This window comes from Streptomyces sp. NPDC002564 (assembly GCF_042889645.1).
In the GTDB taxonomy this organism is placed as follows: Bacteria; Actinomycetota; Actinomycetes; order Streptomycetales; family Streptomycetaceae; genus Streptomyces.
The window spans coordinates 46,085-63,553 of the sequence record NZ_JBIARE010000003.1 but is presented as its reverse complement, the minus strand read 5'-3'; the positions used below and the strand labels follow the sequence as shown (position 1 = coordinate 63,553).

Below are 17,469 nucleotides of genomic sequence, written 5' to 3'. Positions count from 1 at the left end.
CGGTGGCCCTAGCTCTCCGGCTGCTCGATGAGCTGCGCGATGTAGAGCGCCTCGCCGAGCTTCTCGACCAGCTCCAGCTGGGTGTCCAGATAGTCGATGTGGTGCTCCTCGTCCGCGAGGATCGACTCGAAGATGTTCGCGGACGTGATGTCGCCCTTGCCGCGCATCACCTCGATGCCGCGCTTGAGGCGGTCGATCGCCTCCACCTCGACCTGGCGGTCGGCCTGGAACATCTCGGTGACCGTCTGGCCGACCCGGACGTGGAAGAGCCGCTGGTAATTGGGCAGACCGTCGAGGAAGAGAATCCGGTCGGTCAGCACCTCCGCGTGCTTCATCTCGTCGATCGACTCGGACCGCGTGTACTTCGCGAGCTTCGTCCAGCCGAAGTTTTCCTGCATCTTGGCGTGGAGAAAATACTGGTTGATCGCCGTGAGCTCGGCGGTCAGCTGCTCGTTGAGAAATTCAATGACCTCGGGGTCGCCCTGCATCGCAGAGGCTCCTTCCACACGGGTTACTGGGCAGGTAGCGGGCATCCTTGCACCGGCGTTCGGAACCCGTCCAGTAAGTGCACGCTTAGTAGGAGTTGCCCCAATCGGCGCGCGGCCGGGCGTCGGCTGGTCACGTCCACCGCCCCGGGTCTGTCAGGATGGAGTCATGGGTCAGCCGGCGGAACGCGCATCTCGACAAGCGGCGGAGCCGGAGCTTCCGCCGGGTCAGCGGCTGCAGCGCGGCTGGCCGGTCACACACTACGGCCCGGTGCCGAAGTTCCGGCCGGAGCGCTGGGAGTTCAGGGTCTTCGGGGCCACCGCGGACGGCGAGAAGCACTGCTGGACGCACGAGGAATTCGCCGGCCTGCCGTACGACACCGTGGTCGCCGATCTGCACTGTGTCACGAAGTTCAGCATGCTGGGCGCCGAGTGGGGCGGGCTCCCGGCCCGCAAGCTGGTGGAGATCGTGCCCCCCGCGCCCGACGTCACGCACGTCATGGTCTGGGCCGAGTACGGCTTCAGCTCCAACCTGCGCCTTGCCGACTTCACCTCCGACCGCACGATTTTCGCCACCCACAAGGGCGGTGAACTCCTCACCGCCGAGCACGGTTTCCCGCTCCGTCTCGTGGTGCCCCACCTGTACGCCTGGAAGGGCCCCAAGTGGGTCCGCGGCATCGAGTACATGACCGCCGACCGCCGCGGCTTCTGGGAGGAGCGCGGCTATCACAACGTCGGCGATCCCTGGCGCGAGCAGCGCTACTCCTACCAGGAGGAGCCCGGGGACGGCCCCGAGCTCTAGTCCCGAGCGCCGCTCTCCCCACGGTGTCCCTGCCGGTCAGGGGCGTTTCGCGGTGATCAGCGGCTCCGGAGCTCCTTCAGGCGCTTCACGTCCGTCGCGTGTCCCTCCTTGCCGCCGGGCGTCTCGATGATCAGCGGTACGCCCTCGGTGGCCGGGTGGGCCATCAGCTCGCGGAAGGGCTCCTCGCCGATGTGACCGGTGCCGATGTTCTCGTGGCGGTCCTTGTGGGCGCCGACGACGTCCTTGGAGTCATTGGCGTGCACGAGCTTCAGCCGCCCCTCGCCGACCGTCTCCACGAGCAGGTCGAGGGTCTGCCGCATGCCGCTCGGGCCCGTCAGGTCGTGGCCCGCCGCGAAGATGTGGCAGGTGTCCAGGCAGACGCCCAGCCGCGGGTGGGAGTCCAGCGCCTCGAAGTACGGGCCGAAGTCCCAGGTGCGCGAGCAGAGCGAGGAGCCCTGGCCCGCCGTCGACTCCAGGAGCAGGAACGGGTCGTCCTCGTGCGTCAGCTCGTCGAGGAGCGGCAGCATGCGCTCGCGCACCTGCCGCAGGGCGACCTCGCGGTCCCGGCCGCCGGTCGCCGACCCGGTGTGCACGACGACGCCGAGCGCGCCGATCTCCCGGGCCCTGCGCAGCGAGTGGCGCAGCGACTCCACGGACTTCTCGGCGGTCGCCTCGGTGTGCGAGCCGAAGTTGATGAGGTAGGGCGCGTGGACGTACGCCGGGATCCCCTCGGCGGCGCAGGCCGCGCGGAACTCCTCGTCCTGCTTCGGGTTGCCGGGCGGGGTCGCCCAGCCGCGCGGGTTGGCGACGAAGACCTGGACGGCTTCGGCGCCGAGCTCACGGGCGTACGAGAGGCCGACGGAGGCGAGTCCGCCGGCCACCGGGACATGGCCGCCGACCGGATTGCGGGACGCTGCGCTGGGGGTGTTGTCGCTGCTCACGCCGTCCAGGGTGGCATGAGCGCGGGAGGCGTCCCGCGCCGGTCCCCGTGCGCGGGGCTCAGCGGATCGTGATGGTGATCGAGGAGCCCTTCTCCGCCTTGTCGCCGCCGTCCACCGACTGGTCCTTCACGGTGTCGCCGAAGAGGCCGAGCAGTCCGCGGTCCTTGTCGACCTCGAAGCCCGCCTTCTCCAGGGCGTCCGTCGCCTCGTCGACCTTCATGCCCGTCACGTCCGGGACCTCGACCATCGGCGGGCCCTTGGAGATGGTCAGCTCGACCGTGTCGCCCTCGGCGAGGGACTTGCCCGGGGCGGGCGACTGCCGGGCGACGTCGCCCTTGTCCTCGTCGGAGTGGACCCGGGAGGGGGCGATCTCGACCTTGAGGCCCGCCTCCTCCAGCTCGGCGGTGGCGTCGGCCTCGGACTCGCCCGTCACGTCGGGCGTCTCGATCTCGCGGCCCTTGCTGACGACCAGGGCGACGGCCGAGCCCGCCTTGCGGGTGAAGCCGGCCCGCGGGTCCGTGCCGATCACGGCACCCTTCTTGACGCTCTCGTCGAACTTCTTGGTGACCATGCCCGGGGCGAGGCCGGAGTTCTTGAGCTCCTTCCTCGCCTCGGCCAGCGGGAGCTTCTTCACGTCCGGGACCTTCACGGTCTCCGGGCCCAGCGAGACGGTCAGTGTCACCTGGCCGTTCTGCCGGATGCGCTCACCCGCCGCCGGGTCGGTGCCCATGACCGTGCCGCGCTTGTCCGTGTCGCTGTAGGTGCGCTTGACGTCCTTGACCTCGAGGCCGGCGTCGTCGAGCCGCTGCTTCGCCTGCGCCTCGGTCTTCGCCAGGAGCGGCGGGACCTTGGTGAACTGGCCCGAGTTGATGTACCAGATGCCGGTGCCCAGGCCCAGGACGAGCAGCACGCCGGCTATCACCGCGATCATGCGGCGGCGCGGGTCGAACCGGCGCCGGGCCGCCCGTCCCGGCGCCGCGGGCGGCGCGGGCGGCGGGGTGGCCAGGACGCTGGTGCGGTTCAGGGCGTCCTCGCCGCCCTGCCCCTCCTCGGTGGGCAGCGGGAGCCGGCCGGAGCGGGCCGCGCGCGGGATCACGCTGGTGCGGTCCTCGGCGTTGTCGTGCGCCGCCGTGCGGGCCTGCGGCGGGACCGCGTCCAGCTGCTCCTCGGTCAGGGCGGCACGGGCCTCCCTGAGCCGGGCGAGGAGCGCGACCGCGTCGTACGGCCGGATGTCGGGGGTGCGGGCGGTGGCGGAGGCCACCAGCTCGTCGAGCGCGAAGGGGAGCCCGGGGACGGCCGCCGACGGGGGTGGCACGTCCTCGTTCAGGTGCTGGTAGAGGACCTGGGCCGGGGAGTCCCCGGAGTGCGGCTTGGCGCCGGTCAGCATCTCGTAGAGCACGACCCCGCACGCGTACACGTCGACGCGGGTGTCGGACGTGCCGTGCTCGATCTGCTCGGGGGCCAGGTAGGAGACGGTGCCGAGGACCGTGCCGGTCGTGTTCGTCACGGTGTCCACCGCGCGCACGAGCCCGAAGTCGGCGACCTTGACCCGGCCGTCGTCCCCTATGAGGACGTTCTCCGGCTTCATGTCGCGGTGCACGAAGCCCGCGCGGTGCGCGGCCCCCAGCGCGGCCAGGACCGGCTCCAGGATGTCCAGGGCCGCCCGCGGCTGCAGCGCGCCGCGCTCGCGCAGCACGTCGCGCAGGGTGCAGCCCGCGATGTACTCCATCGCCAGGTAGACGTACGACCCGTCGGTGCCCTGGTCGAAGACCCCCACCACGTTCGGATGGGAGAGGCGGGCCACCGACTTGGCCTCGCGGATGAAACGGTCGACGAAGGTGGCGTCGGCCGCCAGCGTCGGGTGCATCACCTTGAGCGCGAGCACGCGGTCCAGGCGGGTGTCCACGGCCCGGTAGACCGTGGCCATCCCGCCGACCGCGATGCGCCCGTCGATGCGGTAACGGCTGTCGAGCAGCTGCCCGACGAGCGGGTCCTGAAGGGTCGTGTCCACGCAGGGGAGTCTACGAGGCACCACGGTCGGCTCTCCCCGCCCGGGCGGCTTCGGTGCGTGACTGCAGCCGAGCTGTGACGCTCGCCGCCCGGGGCGCGCGGACGGCCCCGCCCGCCCGGCAGGCGGGGCCCCGCGGGGGAGCGGGCCCCTCAGAAGGCGGGCCGCTCCGGATCCAGCCGTGCCATGCCCTCCGTGGGCGAGGACGCCTCCGCGAAGTGCCGCCGCGGGATCCGCCCGGCCCGGTGCGCCAGGCGTCCCGCCTCGACGCCGTGCCGCATCGCCTCCGCCATCAGGACCGGCTCCTGCGCCCGCGTCACCGCGGAGGCGAGCATCACACCCGCGCACCCCAGCTCCATCGCGAGCGCCGCGTCGGACGCCGTGCCCGCACCCGCGTCGAGGATCACCGGCACGCGCGCGTGCTCGACGATCAGCTGGAAGTTGTGCGGGTTGCGGATGCCGAGCCCGGAGCCGATCGGCGAGCCGAGCGGCATGACCGCGGCGCAGCCCACGTCCTCCAGCTTCCGGGCGACGACCGGGTCGTCGTTCGTGTACGGCAGGACGGTGAAGCCGTCGTCGACCAGGATCTCGGCGGCGTCCAGGAGCTCCACCGGATCGGGCAGCAGGGTGCGCTCGTCGGCGATCACCTCCAGCTTCACCAGGTCGGTGCCGAGCGCCTCGCGCGCGAGGCGGGCGGTCAGGACCGCCTCGCCCGCCGTGAAACAGCCCGCCGTGTTGGGCAGTACGCGGATGCCGAGCCGGTCCAGCACGGAGAGCACCGAACCCTGCACGCCCGGGTCGAGGCGGCGCATCGCGACCGTGGTCAGCTCGGTGCCGGACGCGACGAGGGAACGTTCGAGGACGTCGAGGCTCGGCGCCCCGCCCGTGCCCATGATCAGGCGCGAGGAGAAGGTGAGGTCACCGAGGACGAAGGGGTCGTCTGCCATGGTCTTCAGCCTCCCTGGACGGCGGTGAGCACTTCGACGCGGTCGCCGTCGGCGAGGGCGGTGGCGGGCCACTGCGCGCGCGGGACGACGGTTTCGTTGACGGCGGCGGCGACACCGGAGTGCGCCGTGGACAGGGTGGCGACGAGGGCGTCGAGCGTGGTGCCCGGGGCGACCTCGCGCTCCTCGCCGTTGACGGAGACGCGGACGGATACGGCGGAAGGCGTGCTCATGCGGGCTGCTCCGTGAAGGGCTGCGTGCGGGTCGGGAAGGGCGGGAAGCGCGGGAGGGGGGAGGCGTCGTCGAAGCGGCGCGGGGTGAAGGGGAGCGCCTCGTCGGGCAGCTCGCCGGTGGTCAGGGCGTGCGCCATGACGTCACCCGTGACGGGCGTCAGCAGGACGCCGTTGCGGTAGTGCCCGGTGGCCAGCTGGAGCCCGGCGAGCCGGGTCGGGCCGAGCAGCGGGGCGTTGTCGGGGGAGGCGGGGCGCAGGCCCGCGCGGGTCTCGGTGAGCGGCAGCTCGGTGATGCCGGGCACCAGCTCGTGCGCGTCCCGCAGCAGCTCGTACACGCCGCCCGCGGTGACCGTGGTGTCCCAGCCGAGCTCCTCGCTGGTGGCGCCGACGACGAGCTCGCCGTTCTCGCGCGGGACGAGGTAGACGTGGCTGCCGCGCACCACGGCCCGCACGGTGCGGCTCAGGAACGGGGCGTACGCCTTCGGCACGGTCAGCCGCAGCACCTGCCCCTTCACCGGGCGTACCGGCGGCAGGACGTCGGCGGGGACGCCGGCCAGCCGCCCGCTGAGGCTGCCCGCCGCGAGCAGGGTCTGCCCCGCGCCGAGCGCGGTGCCGTCCGCGAGGACGACGCCGTGCGCCCGGTCGCCGGAGACCGTCAGGCGCTCCGCCCACGCGCGGTGGAAGGCGACGCCGGCCCGCTCGCAGGCCACCACGAGGGCCGCCGCGAGCCTGCGCGGGTCGACCTGGTGGTCGCCGTCGACCCGCAGCCCGCCGCGCACGCCCGGCGCGAGCATCGGCTCCAGGCGACGGCACTCGCGGCCGCTCAGCCACTCGGACTCGAGCCCCGAACGGCGCTGCAGGGCGTGCAGTTCGCGCAGATGCGCGCGGTCGTCGGAGTCGAGCGCCACGGCGAGGGTGCCGCAGGCGCGATGGCCGAGGTCGTGGCCGCTCGCCCCGGTCAGCTCGGCGACGAAGTCGGGATAGCGGCGGGCGGACGCCAGGTTGAGGCCCAGCAACGTCTCCTCGCCGTAGTGCAGTTCGGTGACGGCGGCCAGCATGCCCGCCGCGACTTGGGCGGCCCCGCCGCCCGGTTCGGGGTCCACGACCGCGACGGAGAGTCCGCGCTGGGCGGCCCGCCAGGCCGAGACCAGGCCGATGATGCCGCCCCCGACGACGAGGACGTCGGTCGTGGCGGCGGATGTCGTCCGTGAATGCATGGGCGTCCAGCCCCTCCCTTCGCCGGCATGACCCGGATCAGGTTCGTACGGTCGGAGGCCGTCCCAGCCTCCCTCTCAGCCCGGTGCGTCCGGGCTCCCGCGAGTGCTCTGCAGCGGCCACCCTAGCCCGTCGCTTCGCGTGGCAGTAGGGGAGCTGTCCGGGTATGAGCAGTGACGGTGTGTCAGAGATCTCCTCGTCCCCATCGGGGACCGCCCCGGCCCGCCGCCCTAGAGTGATCGGGTGAGCGAGCAGCGGAAGCAGACCGGAAAGCCGCCGCAGGCGGAACGGCACGTCGTCATCGTCGGTGCGGGGATGGCCGGGGTGCAGACCGCGGTGGCCCTGCGCGAACAGGGGTTCGCGGGGACGGTCACCCTCGTCGGCGCGGAGCCGCACCAGCCCTACGACAGGCCGCCGCTGTCCAAGGCGGTGCTGCTCGGCAAGGCGGAAGGATCCGCCTTCGACATCGACTTCGCGGCGCTCGGCATCGACCTCGACCTGGGCCGCGAGGTCACCGGAGTGCGCCCCGCCGACCACGAACTGGACACCGCCGCGGGCCCCCTGGCCTACGACGTCCTGGTCCTGGCGACCGGCGCCGAGCCGGTCCGGCTGCCCGGCACCGAGGGCGTGCCCGGCGTCCACCTCCTGCGCACCCTGGACGACGCCGAGCGGCTGCGCCCGGTCCTCGCCGAACAGCGGGACGTGGTGGTCGTGGGGGCGGGCTGGATCGGCGCGGAGTTCGCGACCGCCGCACGGGAGGCGGGCTGTTCCGTCACCGTGGTCGAGGCCGCCGCGCGACCGCTCGCCGGGGCGCTGCCCGAGGAGGTCGCGGCGCCCATGGCCGACTGGTACGCGGACTCCGGGGCGGTGCTGCGCACCCACGCGCGCGTGGAGCGCGTCGAGCCGGGCGCGGTGCTCCTCACCGACGGGAGCAGGCTGCCCGCGGACGCGGTGCTCGTCGGCATCGGGGCGCGGCCCGCGACGGCCTGGCTGACCGGCTCCGGCATCGAGCTCGGCGCCCACCGCGAGGTCGTCACCGACGAGGGCCTGCGCACCTCGGCCCCCGACGTCTACGCGGTCGGCGACTGCTCCTCCTTCCCGTCCGGGCGGTACGGGGAGCGCCTGCTCGTCCACCACTGGGACAACGCCCTCCAGGGCCCGCGCACGGTCGCGGCGAACGTCATCGGCGAGACCCCGGCGGCGTACGACCCCGTGCCCTACTTCTGGTCGGAGCAGTTCGGCCGCTTCGTGCAGTACGCGGGCCATCACGCCGGGGCCGACGCGACGGTGTGGCGCGGCGACCCCACGGGAATGGCCTGGTCGGTGTGCTGGCTGCGGGAGGGCGCGCTGGTCGCGGTCCTCGCGGTGGGCCGGCCCCGGGACCTGGCCCAGGGGCGCAAGCTGATCGAGGCGGGCGCCCGCCTCGATCCGGCCCTGGCGGCGGACGCCTCGGTTCCGCTGAAGAAGGCGTCCCTGTAGCGGGTCGGTGCGGAGGGTGGCCCTCACCGCCCGGCACGGTCCCCCCGGCCGGGGATACGCTGGAGCGCGTGACCGAGATTGACGCAAAGACTGATGCTCTCGTACCCGACTGGCTGCACCTCCCCGACATCGCGGACATGCTCGATGTCGAGGTGACCCGTGTGCGCCAGCTGGTCAAGGAGGGCCAGCTGATCGCCGTGCGCCGGGGTGAGAACCGGGCGCTCCAGGTGCCGGCCGCCTTCATCGACGGCGACAAGGTCGTCAAGGGCCTGGTCGGCACCTTGACGCTCCTGAGGGACGACGGCTTCTCCGACGAGGAGATGCTGGAGTGGCTCTTCACCCCCGACTCGACCCTGCCCGGCACCCCCGCGCAGGCGCTGAGCGAGAATCGCGGCACGGAGGTGAAGCGCCGCGCCCAGGCGCTCGCCGTCTGAGCAGGCGCTCGACCGTCTGAACCGAACGACACCGTCCGGCGTACGGGCGCGCACGCGTGCCCGTACGCCACCGACAACGGGGGGACTTCTCCATGGCTGCCGCTGCCGCCGATCACCGTGACCGGCTCGCCGACGCCCGGCTCTATCTGTGCACGGACGCCCGCAAGCGCCAGGGGGACCTCCCGGAATTCCTCGACGCCGTCCTCGCGGGCGGTGTCGACATCGTGCAGCTGCGCGACAAGGGCATGGAGGCCGGTGAGGAGGTCGAGCACCTCCAGGTCTTCGCGGACGCCGCCCGGCGGCACGGCAAGCTGTTCGCGGTGAACGACCGCGCGGACGTCGCGCACGCCGTCGGCGCCGACGTGCTGCACCTGGGCCAGGGCGACCTGCCGGTCCCCGCGGCCCGCGCCGTCCTCGGCCCCGAGGTGCTGATCGGCCGCTCCACGCACGCCGAGTCCGAGGTCGCGGCGGCCGCCGCCCAGGACGGCGTGGACTACTTCTGCACGGGCCCGTGCTGGCCCACGCCCACCAAGCCGGGCCGGCACGCCCCGGGCCTCGACCTGGTGCGGTACACCGCCTCGCTCGGCACGGACCGCCCCTGGTTCGCCATCGGCGGCATCGACGCGGGCAACCTCGACGAGGTCCTGGCGGCCGGCGCGCGCCGCGTCGTCGTCGTGCGGGCGATCACCGAGGCCGACGACCCGGGCGCCGCGGCGGCGGACCTCGCCAAGCGGCTGCGTACCGCCGTCTGAGCAGGGAGCACGCCGGGGCGGGCGCCGGTCCGGGAGTGTCCGATCCGTGGACAACAAACCGGCAAACCGGCCAATTCTCCGCGGTCTGGTTGGGCGACCGCCACGGCCTGGCTAACCTGCCGGTATGGCCCTAGGCACAGCTTCGACCAGGTCCGACCGTGCGCGCACGGTACGAGACATGCTCGCGACCGGCAAAACGACATTTTCGTTCGAGTTCTCCGCCCCGAAGACCCCGAAGGGCGAGCGGAACCTCTGGAACGCGCTGCGCCGGGTCGAGGCGGTGGCCCCGGACTTCGTCTCCGTGACCTACGGCGCGGGCGGCTCGACGCGCACCGGCACGGTCAAGGAGACCCAGCAGATCGTCGCCGACACGACGCTGACGCCGGTCGCCCACCTGACCGCGGTCGACCACTCCGTGGCCGAGCTGCGCAACATCATCGGGCAGTACGCGGACGCGGGCATCAGGAACATGCTCGCGGTCCGCGGCGACCCGCCCGGCGACCCGCTCGGCGACTGGATCGCGCACCCCGAGGGCCTGACCTACGCCGCCGAACTGGTCGAGCTCATCAAGGAGTCCGGCGACTTCTGCGTGGGCGTCGCCGCCTTCCCCGCGATGCACCCGCGCTCGGCCGACTGGGACTCCGACACCCGGTACTTCATCGACAAGTGCCGGGCCGGCGCGGACTACGCGATCACACAGATGTTCTTCGACCCCGAGGAGTACCTGCGGCTGCGCGACCGCGTCGCGGCGGCGGGCTGCGACACGCCGATCATCCCCGAGATGATGCCGGTCACCAACGTCCGCCAGCTCGACCGACTGCCCCAGCTCAGCAACGCCGTGTTCCCGGCCGAGCTGAAAGAGCGGATCCTCTCGGTCAAAGACGATCCCGCCGCTGTACGCTCCATTGGCATCGAGTTCGCGACGGAGTTCTGCGCGCGGTTGCTGGCCGAAGGTGTGCCGGGACTGCACTTCATCACGCTGAACAACTCCACGGCGACACTGGAGATCTACGAAAATCTGGGCCTGCACCACCAGGCCTGACCCGGTCGTACCCGCACGGGCGGCGGCCGCAGGGGAGAGGGGCGTACATGGGCTGGGCGGTCCTCTACATCGCGTTCGGATGCGTCGCGCTGTGGCTGCTGGGCGAGGTCCTGCTGCAGTACAAGGCGCGGCTGCGCTGGCGGCTGCTCGCGTTCGGCGGCTTCCTCGGGGTGGTCGTCGGCGTGCTGATCCCCTCGGTGTGGATCATCGGTCTCGGCGCGGTCGCCTTCGCGACGGGCCAGACCTACGTGACGCTGTCGTTCCGCCGGGGCTTCTCCACCGGCTGGGCGCTCGGCGGGCAGCCGGGCCTGAGCAAGCGCCGCAAGCAGCCGCGCCGGGACACCGCCGTGCAGGAGCCGACGCTGCAGGTCTCCGACCTGGAGTACGAGCAGGTCCCGCCGCCGCCCGGGCACGACCCCGGGGTCTACGAGCCCGAGCCGATGCCCGACGACACCGGGCAGTACGGCGTGTACGACGAGGCCGCATACGCCCCGCCGTCGGCCGGCGACGCGCACCGCGGCCAGGGCGACGCCTACGGCTACGAGGCCGCGGCCTACGGCGGCTACGACCAGCAGCACTACGGGTACGACGCGACGGGCGGGCAGCAGTACGCCGCGTACTCCGACCCGTACATCGGCACCCAGACCTACGGCGCCCGGCAGGACTACGACGGCTACGGCGACCAGCAGCGGTACGCGCCGTACGGCGGCGCCTACGACGACGGCGGGGCCGGCCGGCCCGGCGAGAGCTACCAGGACACCCCGCCCGGCGGCGTCTGGGTGCCGCACCAGCGCTCCACCGACGAGCAGTACGGGGGCGGCGAGCAGTACGGCGGTGAACTGCCGCCCGAGCAGCCCTACCCGTACCAGGACCAGGGCGGCCACTCCGGCGGGTACGACGGCTCGGGCTACAACGAGCAGCAGTACCGCTACTGACCTGCCGTCGCCGGGTCCGTCGCGGCCCGGCGGATCAGACGGTCACTGGGAGCCGCGGAACTCCGGGCCCTCCACGATCAGTCCCGCGGCCAGCGTGCCCGACATGCCCGCGTGCGGGAGGCCGCCGCCGGGGTGCGCCCAGCCGCCGACCGCGAGCAGCCCCGGCAGCCGGGTGCTGTTCGACGGGTGGAGCAGCAGGCCGTCCGCCGCGGCGAGCGAGGGGGCAGGGACCGCGCCGCCCTCGGCGCCGGTGGCCTCCGCGACGTCGGCCGGGGTGCGGGCCTCGTGCCACAGCAGGCGCTCGCGCAGCCCGGGGAGCACCCCCTCGGCCCGGGAGATCACCCGCTGGACCTCCTGCTCGCCGACCGGCAGGTGCGCGGGCACCGTCACGGTGAGCGTCACCGCCTCGTGCGCGTCGTCCGGCGTCCCCTCCGGGTCGCCGGGGCGGAGCACCGCGAGGGTGGGCGAGGCGGGCAGGCCGGGCCGCTCGCCGAAGACCCGGTCGAGCTCGTCCTGCCTGGCGGCCGAGTGCAGCACCGTCCGCAGCGGGGTGCCCGCGGGGCGTGCGCCGGAGAGCGCCAGGAGCACGGTGAGGCGGCTGGGCATCCCCGAGCGGGCCGGGACGTCACCCCCCGACCGTATGTCCACTCCCGGCAGCATTCCGGCCAGGGCGGTGGGCGCGACGCCCGCGACCACGAAGTCGGCCTCCGCCGCCGTGCCGTCGGCGAGCTCCACGCCCGCCGCGCGGCCGTCCTTCTCGACGATCCGCGTCACCGCGGCGCCGAACACGAATTCGACGCGCCGGGCCAGGCACCGCTCGTACACCGCGCGGGCCAGGGCGCGCAGGCCGCCGCGCACCGACCAGGTGCCGAACGTCTGCTCCAGATAGGGCAGGACGGCGGCGCTCGCCGGGGTGGTGCGCGGGTCCAGGCCGTGCGCCAGGGCGAACTGTTCGAGCAGCGCGACCAGGCGCGGGTCGCCGCCCAGTTCGAGCTCGCCGACCTCGGCGAGGGTGGTGGCGCGGCGCTCGCGGCGCAGCAGGCGCTTGTGCGGCACCGCGGGGTAGGGCTCGCGGTCGGCGAGCACCTGCCAGTTCGGCCACAGGGGCTCTTCCAGGAGGGGGCGCCGGGTGCGGTCCCAGGCCTCCCTGGCCCGGTTCATGAACGCCGCCCAGCGGGCGCCCGCGCCCTCGCCGAGGGCCGCGTCCAGGGCTTCGCCGACGCCCGCGCGCGACGCGTTCGGCAGGTCGGCCGTGCTGCCGTCCGCGAAGACGTGCCGCACGGCGGGCTCCACCTGGGCGAGCTCGACGCACTTCTCCAGGGGCTCCTTGCCCGTCTTGAGGAACAGGTCGCGGTAGACCGCGGGGAGCTGGAGCAGTCCGGGCCCGGTGTCGAAGGCGAAGCCGTCCCGCTCGACGCGGCCGAGCGCGCCGCCGTACGACTCCGTGCGTTCGTACACCACCACCCGGTGGCCCGCGACGGCCAGCCGGGCGGCCGCCGTCATCGCGCCCATCCCGGCGCCGATCACCACAATCCGTGCCATGCCAGGGACTGTATCGGCAGCCACTGACAGCGCCGCCGCGGCCCCGGCCCCGCCGGTGCCTCAGGGCGGGGGCGCCCCGGCGCGGCCCGCGAGGCGCTTCTCCTCGCGGCGCTGTGCCCGGCGGCGCAGGAACCGCCGGATCCGCGAGACGAGGAAGAACAGCAGGAACAGACCGAGCAGCAGGAGCACCGCGGCGATGATCGCGGCGGCCTCCGGGTAGAACATCGCGAAGCTGATCAGACCGCCGACCCCGAGGTCCTCGGCCGTGCTCAGGACGAAGTTGCTGAACGGCTCGGGCGAGGTGTTGACCGCCATCCGCGTCCCGGACTTCACCGCGTGGCTGGCCAGCGCCGTCGATCCGCCCACGGCGCCGGCGGCGAGGTCGGAGAGCGACCCGCTCTGTCCCGCGAGGAGCGCGCCCACCACGGCCCCGGACACCGGCCGGATCACGGTGTGCACGGTGTCCCAGACGGAGTCGACGTAGGGGATCTTGTCGGCGACGGCCTCGCACAGGAAGAGCACCCCGGCGGCGATCAGCACGTCGGGCCGCTGGAGCGCCTCGGGGATCTCGTCGCTGACCCCGGTCGCCCCGAAGACGCCGAGCAGCAGGACCACGGCGTACGCGTTGATCCCGCTGGCCCAGCCGCTGGTGAACACGAGGGGGAGTACGGACACGGACGTGATCGTAACCAGTCGGAGACCCATCGGCCCGGGGATGAGCACGTCCGTCTGAGTATCCGTACCTAGAGGAGGAGATGAGTAGCTGCGCGGATGGGCCCCGACCTGGGAAGACGGAAGAGTGTGGGGCACGGAGAAGGGCGTGGCGCCGGTACCGCCGACACGGGGCGGCGGAACCTCGCGCCGCGCCCTCGACCGCTCCTCCCGCCGCGCGGCGCGAGCGGGACACGGGGGAACGACCGCACGGGGTCGCACGGGGGAACACGAGAAGGGCACCGGTCCGGTGCCGCCTGGGGGGAACAGGCGGCACCGGACCGGTGCCCTTCGTGCGTGCGGGTGCCGCCGTGGGCTACGCGCGCGTGCCGCTGACCCGGCCCTGCAGCAGCCGCGACAGCGCCGCGTGCACGTCGTCGAGCGAGCGCTCCGGCTGGAAGGCCTGCCAGTCCAGGGCGGCCACCAGGACCATGCCGACCAGCGCGGCGGCCGTCAGCGGGATGTCGATCTCCTCGCTGAGCTCACCGCCGGCGACGCCCGCCCGCAGCACGTCCTCGACCACCGCGACGGCCTGCTGGCGGACCACGAGCAGCGTGGACTGCCAGGCCCGGTTGGTCCGCCACAGCTCGGCGACGTACAGCTGGGTGAAGGCCGGGTAGCGGTTGATGAAGACGAGACCGGCCCGGATCATCGCGTCGAGGGCGTCGACCTTGCTGCCCCCGCTGCGGTCCGCCGTGTCGGCGGCCTCTTTCAGGGAGGCGGTGAGCAGGCCGACGCCGTGCCGCAGCAGCTCTTCGAAGAGGACCGACTTGCTCGCGAAGTTGTAGTAGACGGTGCCCTTCGCGACCCCGGCCCGTTCGGCGATCTCGTCGACCGTGGTGGCCGAGAAGCCCTGTTCCGCGATGAGGGTGACGGCGGCCTCGTAGAGCTTCTGCCGGGTGGCTTCGCGGCGGGTGCTGCCTGCACTGCTGTCCATGGTCCTGATTCTCACAGGTCGCGCGGACCGGCCCGCCTTCGCCGTGCTCACAGCGTCAGCTCCGGGTGCAGCCGGTCCAGGGTCCACACCTGCTTGCGGCGCGCGGAGAGCGCGGTGAGGGCGAGCGCGCCCACGGTGAAGGCCGTCAGGACCGCACAGCCCTGCCAGACGGGACCGAGACCGCCGCCGGTGATGAGCCTGCGCAGCGCCTCGACGACGTAACTCATCGGCAGGAAGGGGTGGATCGCGCTGAAGAAGCCGGGGCTCGTCTGGACCGGGTAGGTGCCGCCCGCCGACGTCAGCTGCAGCATCAGCGCGGCGAGGACGAGGATCCGGCCGGCCGCTCCGAAGCGGGCGTTCAGCCACTGCACGATCGCCGCGAAGCACGCCGTCACCAGGCAGAGGAAGCCCACCGTGCCCGCCGCCCTGGCCATCTGCAGGCCGAGTCCCCAGTGCAGGACCGAGAGCAGGGCCGCCGTCTGCAGCACGCCGAGCGCGGCCACCGGGAGCCAGCCCGCGAGCGCGATGCGCCAGGCGGAGGCGCCCGCGGCGAGCGCGCGCCGGTTGAGCGGCTGGATCAGCATGTACGCCACCATCGCGCCCACCCACAGGGACAGCGGGATGAAGTACGGCGCGAAGCCCGTCCCGTAGTTGGGCGCCTTGTGCATCGACTGGGAGGCGAGCTGCACGGGGTCGGCCATGACGTCGGTCCGCTCGTCGCGGTCCTTCTTGTCGTAGTCCGGGATCTTCTTGACGCCGTCGTGCAGCCCGCCGGACAGCTTCGCGGAACCGTCGGCCAGCTTGAACAGGCCGTCCTGGAGGTCGTGCGCGCCCGTCCTCAGCTTGCCGATGCCGGTGTCGAGGTCGTTCGCCCCCGTCTTGGCGGTGCCGAGCCCCGTGTGCAGCTTCTTGGCGCCCTTGGCGACCTTGCCCGCGCCCTTGTCGAGCTCGTTGATCCTGGCGACCGCGTTGTCCAGGTCCTCGTCGAGGTGCGGGGCGCGGTCCGCCAGCGCCTGGGACTTCTTCTGCAGGGTCGCCAGGTGCTTGTCCAGCGCCTTGACGTCGCTGTTCTGGTCCTTGATCACGGCGTTCATGTCGTCCGCGATGGTCGACACGTTCTCCGCGGCCTTCTTGGCCTCCTTGAACTGCGGGCAGAGCGGGTCGGGCACCGGGGCCTTCTCGCACCGCTCCGTGTAGAAGTCGCCGATGATCCGGGAGGAGTCCTTGGCCCCCTCGGCCGCGCCGGGCGCGAGCCTGACCCAGGTGCCGAGGTTGCGGCGCATCGCCTTGGAGGAGTCCGCGACGAGCTGCGCGGTGTCCCCGATGGTCTTGCCGTTGTCCTGCAGGAACGGGCGCACCTGGTCCGCGGTGCCGTTGACCTTGTCGGCCAGCTTCCCGGTGCCCTCCGCGACCCGCTTCGAGCCGTCCTGGAGGGCGCCGGCGCCCCGGTGCAGGCGCTCGACGCCGTCGGCGAGGTCCGCGCTGCCGTCCTTGGCGTCCCCGAGGCCCTTGGCGAGGTCCTTCGAGCCCTTCTTCGCCTTGCCGATGCCGGTGTCCAGCCGGTCGGCGCCGTCGGCCGCCTTCTGGGTCGCCCCGTGGATGTCGGAGAACGAGATGAAGATCTTGTCGAGGAACGACCGGGAGGCCTTCGTGGACGCGGCGGAGCGCACCTCGGAGAAGACCGTCCGCGATATCTGCCCGACGATGTAGTTGTTGGCGTCGTTGGTCCGCACCCGCAGCGCGCCCGTCTCGGGGGAGTCCCCCGAGCTCGACGCGATCCGCTTGCTGAAGTCCGTGGGCATCGTCAGCGACAGGTAGTACGTCCCGTCCTCGACGCCCTTGCGCGCCGCGGTGTCGTCGACCTCGTGCCACTCGAAGGTCTTGCTGTCGCGCAGCCCCTCGACGATGTTGTCGCCCGCCGTGAGCTTCTTGCCCTGCGCGGTGGCTCCCTTGTCGTCGTTGACGAGCGCCACGGGGATGCGGTCCAGACGGCCGTACGGGTCCCAGAAGGACCACAGGTACAGCGCGCCGTAGAGCAGGGGCAGCAGCAGGAGCGCGACGAGCGCGGCGCGCGGCAGCTTCCCCCTGCCGAACCGCCTGAGCTCAAGCGCGGCGAGCTTCGGCGAGCGCATCCGCCGTCTCCTTGTCGTCGTCGGTGCGATCGGCGGTGTGTTCGGCGGTGTGTTCGTCGGTGCGCCGTCCGGCGGGATCGGCGGTGCCGTGCGGGTCGGCCGCGGCGTCCACGGCGTCCGGCGTGGTGTCGGTGCGGACCACGACCGCGCCCTCGGGCGCCTCGCTGCACACCGCCACGACGGTCGTCCCGCGCTCGGTGAGGGACGTCAGCATCGCCCAGGCCTCGGCGCGTTCGGCGGCCGAGAGCTTCAGGTCGGTGTCGTCGACGCCGAGCACGCGGGGCCGGCCGATCAGCGCCAGGGCGACGGAGAGCCGCAGGGCCTCCAGCCGCTCCAGGTCGCGCACCGAGGTCCGCCGCCCCTTGGGCAGCGCCTCCAGGTCGAGGCCCGCGGCGGCCAGCGCGGTGTCGACGCGCAGGCTGGTCTCGGTGCGCCGCTCGCCGCGCGGCCGCAGCAGGCCGCGCAGCGAACCGCCGAACCGCCGCTCCAGGAGCGCCCGTTCGTGCAGATGCTCGGCGACGGTCAGGGCCGGGTCGAGATCGGTGACGCCGGGCACCGGGCCGAGCCCGCTGATCCGGCGGACCGCCGCGAGCTGCCCCGGCAGCCGCAGCCGGCCCACGGACGCGTGGCCCTCGGTGGCGCGCATACGGCCGGTCAGGGCGAGCAGCAGGCAGGTGCGGCCCGAGCCCGACGGCCCCTCCAACGCGATCAGCGACCCGGGCCCGGCGTCGATCCGGATGCCGCGGAACGCCCAGCCCCGCGGCCCCTTGAGCCCGAAGTCCTCGGCGGTGACGGCGGCTCCGCGCACGCCGTCGTTCGGACCGTCCACAGTCCCCCCTGCCCCTCCTTTTGAACTGACTGGTCAGTTCAAAAATAA

The 17,469-nt window shown here is 73.0% G+C and carries 17 protein-coding genes and 1 riboswitch; of the genes, 6 read left to right on the top strand and 11 right to left on the bottom strand.

Features of this window, described 5'->3' with window-relative positions; translation table 11 throughout:
- Positions 1–8: 8 nt before the first annotated feature.
- A complete protein-coding gene (bfr, locus tag ACFYXE_RS11845) occupies positions 9–488 on the bottom strand; it encodes a bacterioferritin (RefSeq protein WP_389311542.1) in 480 nt (159 codons plus the stop codon).
- 166 nt (positions 489–654) lie between these two features.
- Between bfr and ACFYXE_RS11840 the strand changes: the two genes are divergently transcribed.
- The gene (locus tag ACFYXE_RS11840; RefSeq protein ID WP_389311540.1) at positions 655–1,287 is read left to right on the top strand and encodes a sulfite oxidase-like oxidoreductase; all 633 of its coding nucleotides are present in this window, start codon (positions 655–657) and stop codon (positions 1,285–1,287) included.
- 56 nt (positions 1,288–1,343) lie between these two features.
- Here ACFYXE_RS11840 and ACFYXE_RS11835 read toward each other — a convergent pair whose 3' ends face one another.
- The 5 genes from ACFYXE_RS11835 to thiO form a co-directional block, all read right to left on the bottom strand.
- Positions 1,344–2,228 carry a deoxyribonuclease IV gene (locus tag ACFYXE_RS11835; protein WP_389311538.1) on the bottom strand — a complete coding sequence of 295 codons (885 nt, stop codon included), beginning with the start codon at positions 2,226–2,228 and terminating at the stop codon, positions 1,344–1,346.
- 58 nt (positions 2,229–2,286) lie between these two features.
- Positions 2,287–4,239 (bottom strand): Stk1 family PASTA domain-containing Ser/Thr kinase, encoded by a 1,953-nt coding sequence (gene pknB, locus ACFYXE_RS11830; protein WP_389311536.1) that lies wholly within the window; start codon positions 4,237–4,239, stop codon positions 2,287–2,289.
- 149 nt (positions 4,240–4,388) lie between these two features.
- Entirely contained in the window at positions 4,389–5,183 is a 795-nt protein-coding gene (locus ACFYXE_RS11825; RefSeq protein WP_361176018.1) for a thiazole synthase, read from the bottom strand.
- A gap of 5 nt (positions 5,184–5,188) precedes the next feature.
- Positions 5,189–5,413, bottom strand: coding sequence for a sulfur carrier protein ThiS (gene thiS, locus ACFYXE_RS11820; protein WP_361176021.1), 225 nt, complete (start codon positions 5,411–5,413; stop codon positions 5,189–5,191).
- Positions 5,410–6,630, bottom strand: a complete 1,221-nt coding sequence (gene thiO, locus ACFYXE_RS11815; protein ID WP_389311533.1) for a glycine oxidase ThiO — start codon at positions 6,628–6,630, stop codon at positions 5,410–5,412. Before thiO ends, thiS begins: the two co-directional genes overlap by 4 nt.
- A riboswitch (TPP riboswitch) is annotated at positions 6,628–6,741 on the bottom strand. Its footprint overlaps the gene before it by 3 nt.
- A gap of 202 nt (positions 6,742–6,943) precedes the next feature.
- Here thiO and ACFYXE_RS11810 point away from each other — a divergent pair.
- The 5 genes from ACFYXE_RS11810 (at position 6,944) to ACFYXE_RS11790 (ending at position 11,270) form a co-directional block, all read left to right on the top strand.
- A complete protein-coding gene (locus ACFYXE_RS11810; RefSeq protein WP_389312528.1) occupies positions 6,944–8,107 on the top strand; it encodes an NAD(P)/FAD-dependent oxidoreductase in 1,164 nt (387 codons plus the stop codon).
- Between the two features lie 68 nt (positions 8,108–8,175).
- Complete coding sequence (locus tag ACFYXE_RS11805) at positions 8,176–8,541, top strand: Rv2175c family DNA-binding protein (protein ID WP_361176027.1); 366 nt, start codon at positions 8,176–8,178, stop codon at positions 8,539–8,541.
- A gap of 92 nt (positions 8,542–8,633) precedes the next feature.
- A complete protein-coding gene (thiE, locus tag ACFYXE_RS11800; RefSeq protein ID WP_389311531.1) occupies positions 8,634–9,293 on the top strand; it encodes a thiamine phosphate synthase in 660 nt (219 codons plus the stop codon).
- Positions 9,294–9,417: 124 nt separating this feature from the next.
- Positions 9,418–10,335, top strand: a complete 918-nt coding sequence (metF, locus tag ACFYXE_RS11795) for a methylenetetrahydrofolate reductase [NAD(P)H] (protein WP_389311529.1) — start codon at positions 9,418–9,420, stop codon at positions 10,333–10,335.
- A 47-nt stretch (positions 10,336–10,382) separates the two neighbouring features.
- Positions 10,383–11,270 (top strand): hypothetical protein, encoded by an 888-nt coding sequence (locus tag ACFYXE_RS11790; RefSeq protein ID WP_389311527.1) that lies wholly within the window; start codon positions 10,383–10,385, stop codon positions 11,268–11,270.
- Positions 11,271–11,312: 42 nt separating this feature from the next.
- On the opposite strand, the gene ACFYXE_RS11785 is transcribed toward ACFYXE_RS11790, so the two are convergent.
- From ACFYXE_RS11785 to ACFYXE_RS11765, 5 genes are all read right to left on the bottom strand, one after another.
- Positions 11,313–12,812: a phytoene desaturase family protein gene (locus ACFYXE_RS11785; protein ID WP_389311525.1), complete on the bottom strand. Its 1,500-nt coding sequence runs from the start codon at positions 12,810–12,812 to the stop codon at positions 11,313–11,315.
- Positions 12,813–12,872: 60 nt separating this feature from the next.
- Positions 12,873–13,487 carry a DUF4126 domain-containing protein gene (locus ACFYXE_RS11780; protein ID WP_361176042.1) on the bottom strand — a complete coding sequence of 205 codons (615 nt, stop codon included), beginning with the start codon at positions 13,485–13,487 and terminating at the stop codon, positions 12,873–12,875.
- A gap of 352 nt (positions 13,488–13,839) precedes the next feature.
- Positions 13,840–14,460, bottom strand: coding sequence for a TetR/AcrR family transcriptional regulator (locus ACFYXE_RS11775; RefSeq protein ID WP_361181203.1), 621 nt, complete (start codon positions 14,458–14,460; stop codon positions 13,840–13,842).
- A gap of 47 nt (positions 14,461–14,507) precedes the next feature.
- Complete coding sequence (locus tag ACFYXE_RS11770) at positions 14,508–16,592, bottom strand: YhgE/Pip family protein (protein ID WP_389311522.1); 2,085 nt, start codon at positions 16,590–16,592, stop codon at positions 14,508–14,510.
- A complete protein-coding gene (locus tag ACFYXE_RS11765) occupies positions 16,564–17,421 on the bottom strand; it encodes an ATP-binding cassette domain-containing protein (protein ID WP_389311519.1) in 858 nt (285 codons plus the stop codon). The genes ACFYXE_RS11770 and ACFYXE_RS11765 overlap by 29 nt, the downstream gene beginning before the upstream one ends.
- Positions 17,422–17,469 lie beyond the last annotated feature (48 nt).